The following is a 4,884-nucleotide window of genomic DNA, read 5'->3' on the forward strand; positions in this document are numbered from 1 at the left end:
TCCTGCGCCTGGGCTGAGGAGGCTGTTAATCCTGGACCAATCGCCCAGATCGGTTCGTAGGCAATAACAACTTTCGCAAATGACTCAGCCGCAAGGTGAAACAAACTGTCGGTAAGCTGATCCTTTACGAAGCCGATGTAATCACCGTTTTCCCGAAGATCGCGTGATTCACCGCAGCAGAAAATAGGCGTAAGGCCGCTGGCAAGGGCACTGTTAACTTTCTCGGCTAATTGCGCGTTCGTTTCACCGAAATATTGACGCCGTTCGCTGTGCCCCAGAATCACGTATTCAACACCAATAGACTGTAGCATTGGCGCCGAAATTTCGCCTGTGTAAGCTCCTGATTCTTTTTCGTGGCAATTCTGTGCGCCCAAAGAAATCTTGCTTCCGGGAGTAACGTATTGACGAGCCGTACTAAGGTACAAAGCAGGAGGACACAACACTACGTTAACCTCACCCGTAACTTCGTCTTTAACCATATTGATTACCTCCGAGAGTAAGCTCTTCGCTTCTTCGGCTGTCTTGTTCATTTTCCAGTTGCCAGCAACAATTTTTTTACGCATAACAGAATAATAATAGAGTGAAAATCAGAACGTAGTAAAAAAGTAAAGAGCAGAAATATTCGCTTTTTCGGGGCGAAATTAGAACATTTAAACCGAACCCGTTAACGGCGTAGTACTAAATTTTGTCGGAATCGATTTAGGCCATTACCAGGGGCGAACCATTAAAAAACTTATTGTTTGTTTATTGTGTTATTCGGATAAAAAATACGTAATTTCAATGCTGCAACTGTAGGAACAACAACTACTACTCATGAAAACGCTGGTATTAGTAATCGGACTAATAGGCATCTGTCTGGCTGCGGCACGGGGCGATGACGAACGGCGTACACCCGATAAAGACCGATATGGGTTTTTTATCGCTGGTAACCGAACCTGGACACGTATTCCTTTCAAACTTCACTCGAATCTTATTATCGTTCCGGTTAAGGTAAACGATTCTGATACGTTACAATTCATTCTGGATACGGGAGTTAGCAATACGATTGTTACAGACCCCGCGGCTTTTCGTAAAAAACCGCTGATACTTAGTCGTAAAGTCAAGCTCAATGGAGCCGGAGAAGGCGGTACGCTGACGGCTTCTATTGCTATCAACAATATGTTAAGTCTGGGCGGCTTGCGGGCAGCGCACCATAACCTGGTTATTCTGGACGAAGATATTCTTAAGCTATCGGAGTATGTTGGTACGCCTGTTCACGGCATTTTTGGTTATGAAATCTTCGCCAATTTTGTGGTAAATGTTGATTTTCAGCGCCGTGAAATTATGATAAGCCGGCCTGACAAATATCATTACCGGAAGCGCAAGGGCGACCGTTATCCGATTACAATTCAGGATACCAAAGCTTATACGGACGCTTTATCGGTTTTTGACGGCGAAAAAGTTATGCCGTTGCGGGTCGTACTCGACACGGGCGCAGGTCACGCTTTGTTGCTCGACCGGTCACGTAGTACAGCAGCTATGCCTATTCCCGAAAAAAACATCAGGGCTCAGTTAGGGCGCGGTTTGAACGGCGTGATCAACGGATCGTTGGGGCGAATTCAGAAAATTCGGTTTGGACGTTACGAGATGGATAACATCCTGGCTTCTTTTCCAGACAGTATTGCTTATGGAATGAAGCTGGTAAACATGCCTGAGCGTCAGGGCAACGTTGGCTGCGAGCTACTACGTCGATTCAATGTTACGTTCAATTACCCTGATCAGTACATTGTCCTGAAGCCTGTTAAACGGCTTATGAAAGAAAGCTTTGAGCACGACATGAGCGGCCTGGAACTTCGGGCCAGAGGCAATGATTTTCACAAGTATTACGTCGAAAAAATTGTTGAAGGCTCACCGGCCGATATGGCGGGCTTGCTGGAAGGAGACGAAGTGCTTTTTGTGAATAATACGTCGGCTCATGACCTCACTATTAGCGATGTCTATAAACTCCTCCAGAAAGGGGAAGGGAAAGAAATCTCGATGCTAGTTCGCCGGAACGGTCAGATTGTTATTGCTCAATTTGCACTTAAACGCTTAATATAGCGGACCGGTCTAGTCCATCCGCTCCAGCTTAAATCGGAACGTAGTACCCTTTTCTACTTTGCTCATTACGGTGATTTTCGTTTTATGAGCGTTCAGAATATGCTTTACGATGGCCAGGCCCAGGCCGGTACCTCCCCGATCTTTGGAACGGCTCTTCTCGACCCGGTAAAAGCGCTCAAAAATCCGACTTAAGTGCTCAGGCGGAATCCCGGGCCCGTTGTCGCGCACCGACACTAGGATATGTTTTTTCTCTTCTTCTAAAGTCACAACCACCCGGCCATTTTCGTTGCCGTATTTCACCGCATTTTCGACAAGATTGGTCATTACCTGCGTGATACGTTGTGGATCAGCCTTTACCCAGACGGTATCGGCAGGGGGCAGCTTTAATGAGAAGGATGCCCCTTTAGCCTGCGCAACCTTCTCCAACTGCTCAAAAACCTCTTCTGTAATCTGAATAAGGTCTACACGCTCAAAACTCATTTTGACCTCACCTGTCTCCAGTTGGGATAAGGTTACTAAGTCTTTCACCAGAGCGTCCAGTCCATCAAGACTTTTAGCGGCTTTGGACAAGAACTTGTCGCGAACCCGTTCATCATCTACGGCTCCGTCGATAAGTGTATGAATAAACCCCTGAGCCGCAAAAATGGGCGTTTTTAATTCATGGGATACGTCGGCCAGAAACTCACGCCGAAACTGCTCCAGACGCTTCAGCTCGTCGATTTCCTTTTGTTTTTTAGCGACGTACACAAAAATCTCATCATTCAGCTTTTTAAACGGATTCGTATTCTGAATTATCGCTTTACGGGAGATGCTGAAGTCACGAATTTTGAGTTGGTGGATGGTTTTATACATCTTGTTTACTTCCCGAAAGACAAGAAGTTCAATAGCGTAATAAACCAGAAAGAATGAAATGATGAAAGAAGAAAGGCCAGCCACAAATAGCATGGTACTTGTTACACCTTCTACGAACGCCAAAAAAGTAAGCGTCAATGCCGAAATCAGGCAAGCCAGTAAAAGAGCAATAAAACGAGGGCTCAGCGACATGAGTTGCAGAGTTATGACGTGGTAAAGTTACCGGGTTATACAGTTTTGTCCCGCAGGCTAACTCAGCGGAGCAAACTGTATAACCCGATAACCGTATAACGCCACAACTTTTTATTCCGGTTGATCGGTAAACATGTATCCTACACCTTTCAGGGTTCGGATATGCGTATCCCCAATTTTTTCGCGAAGCTTGCGGATATGGACGTCTACAGTACGTTCGAGGACGTAGATATCAGCCCCCCAAATTTTCTGCAGAAGCTCTTCCCGACTACACACTTTGTTTGGATGCTGAGCCAAGAAAAACAATAACTCAAATTCTTTTTTTGGCAGGATTACAGACTTATCGTTTTGGCTAACCGAATAATTTTTTCGGTTGATGAGCAAGTCGGCAATAACAATCTGCTCACCGGGATCAGCTTTCTGGGCTTCTCGCCGGAACAGCGCATTGATACGACTCATCAACGCCCGGGGTTTGATAGGCTTTGTGATGTAATCGTCGGCACCGACATCAAATGCGGCAACTTCAGAATACTCTTCCGATCTGGCTGTCAGATAAATAATATACGTTTGCCGTAATTCCGCTACGTCACGTAATTGGCGGCCTGTTTCAATGCCATCCATGTGCGGCATCATGATGTCCAGCAGAACTAATTCAGGCGAGTACACCTTGGCTACCTCGATTGCCCGACGGCCATCAGTTGCTGTTTGAACATCGTATCCCTCTTTAGTGAGGTTGTATTCGAGCATCTCAACGATGTCGGTGTCGTCATCTACGACTAAAATTCGATGCTTGGATTGAGCAGCTTTACCAGCACTCATACGAAGTTGGGTTAAAAAATGTCCCGCAATATATATGGTAGGTCATGGGACATTGACCGCCCGAATTTACGCGTCTTATCCCCAACGTTACCAATCCCAAATGCATACTTAACAAAAACTTAACAGCTTATCAATGAGTTTCTTTCAACTTTGGCACAGCGCTGGCACTGATTTATTCGCGATTAAGCCTGATATTGTCTGAACAAATCCAATACTGACTGGTTGGTTACATGGTTAACCTGTCGGACGCTGAAAACAAGTTCATAAGTGCTGCCGCACCTCACTAAATCATGGATACCCGTTCGCCAGAGGTTTCGTTTCCTTCTTACGCTAAAATCACTTGCGTATTAATTTCACTGGTAATTATCATTTACGGACTGTATGTCCTGGAAGGATTGCTTATCCCATTGGTTTTTGCCATTCTCTTTGCTGTCCTGCTCTTTCCGATGGCGCAACAGCTTGAGAATTGGCGCATACCGCGCATTTTAGCCGTTGTGATCTGTTTAATCGTGACATTAGCCGCCCTGATTGGCTTGTTTTATGCTGTCTCTATTCAGATCAGTAATTTTTCTGAAGTAATACCACAGTTTATCAAACGTGGCAATGCGTATATCGCCAGCATTCAGACGTTTGCAGATGAGCGTTTGAACATCGATCGACAAAGGCAGGTTGCCGAGATCCGTAAATACCTGACGCAGGCGTTGTCCGAAGCGGGAACTATCGTAACGACTACGCTTCTGACAACAACCAGCATCATCACGAATATATTTCTGATCTTACTCTTTGCTTTTTTCTTTCTGCTCTATCGTGATTTCTTCCGGTCGTTTTTTTATAAAGTGCTTAAAAACACACGCCGGTCGAAGATTGATAGTATACTGACGTCGATTTACGAGGTTGTAAAAGACTATCTCGCCGGTCTGGTATTAGTAATTCTGATTATCG

5 protein-coding genes are annotated in these 4,884 nt (G+C 45.3%); 2 read left to right on the top strand and 3 right to left on the bottom strand.

The genetic code is table 11. The annotated features are described in order from the left end of the window. The coding region (gene tpiA / locus ACOJS8_RS23655; protein WP_420151028.1) for a triose-phosphate isomerase at window positions 1-563 on the bottom strand (563 nt) is incomplete at its 3' end. A gap of 250 nt (window positions 564-813) precedes the next feature. Here tpiA and ACOJS8_RS23660 point away from each other — a divergent pair. Continuing rightward, window positions 814-2,079 carry an aspartyl protease family protein gene (locus tag ACOJS8_RS23660; protein WP_420151029.1) on the top strand — a complete coding sequence of 422 codons (1,266 nt, stop codon included), beginning with the start codon at window positions 814-816 and terminating at the stop codon, window positions 2,077-2,079. A 9-nt stretch (window positions 2,080-2,088) separates the two neighbouring features. Here ACOJS8_RS23660 and ACOJS8_RS23665 read toward each other — a convergent pair whose 3' ends face one another. Together ACOJS8_RS23665 and ACOJS8_RS23670 are read right to left on the bottom strand one after the other, a co-directional pair. After that, on the bottom strand, window positions 2,089-3,123 hold the full coding sequence (locus ACOJS8_RS23665; protein ID WP_420151030.1) for a sensor histidine kinase: 1,035 nt from the start codon (window positions 3,121-3,123) through the stop codon (window positions 2,089-2,091). 111 nt (window positions 3,124-3,234) lie between these two features. Beyond that, window positions 3,235-3,942: a response regulator transcription factor gene (locus tag ACOJS8_RS23670; RefSeq protein ID WP_420151031.1), complete on the bottom strand. Its 708-nt coding sequence runs from the start codon at window positions 3,940-3,942 to the stop codon at window positions 3,235-3,237. Window positions 3,943-4,232: 290 nt separating this feature from the next. Between ACOJS8_RS23670 and ACOJS8_RS23675 the strand changes: the two genes are divergently transcribed. Then, a partial coding sequence (locus ACOJS8_RS23675) for an AI-2E family transporter (RefSeq protein WP_420151032.1) occupies window positions 4,233-4,884 on the top strand: 652 nt, incomplete at its 3' end.

This window comes from Spirosoma sp., assembly GCF_048594605.1.
Taxonomy (GTDB): Bacteria; Bacteroidota; Bacteroidia; order Cytophagales; family Spirosomataceae; genus Spirosoma.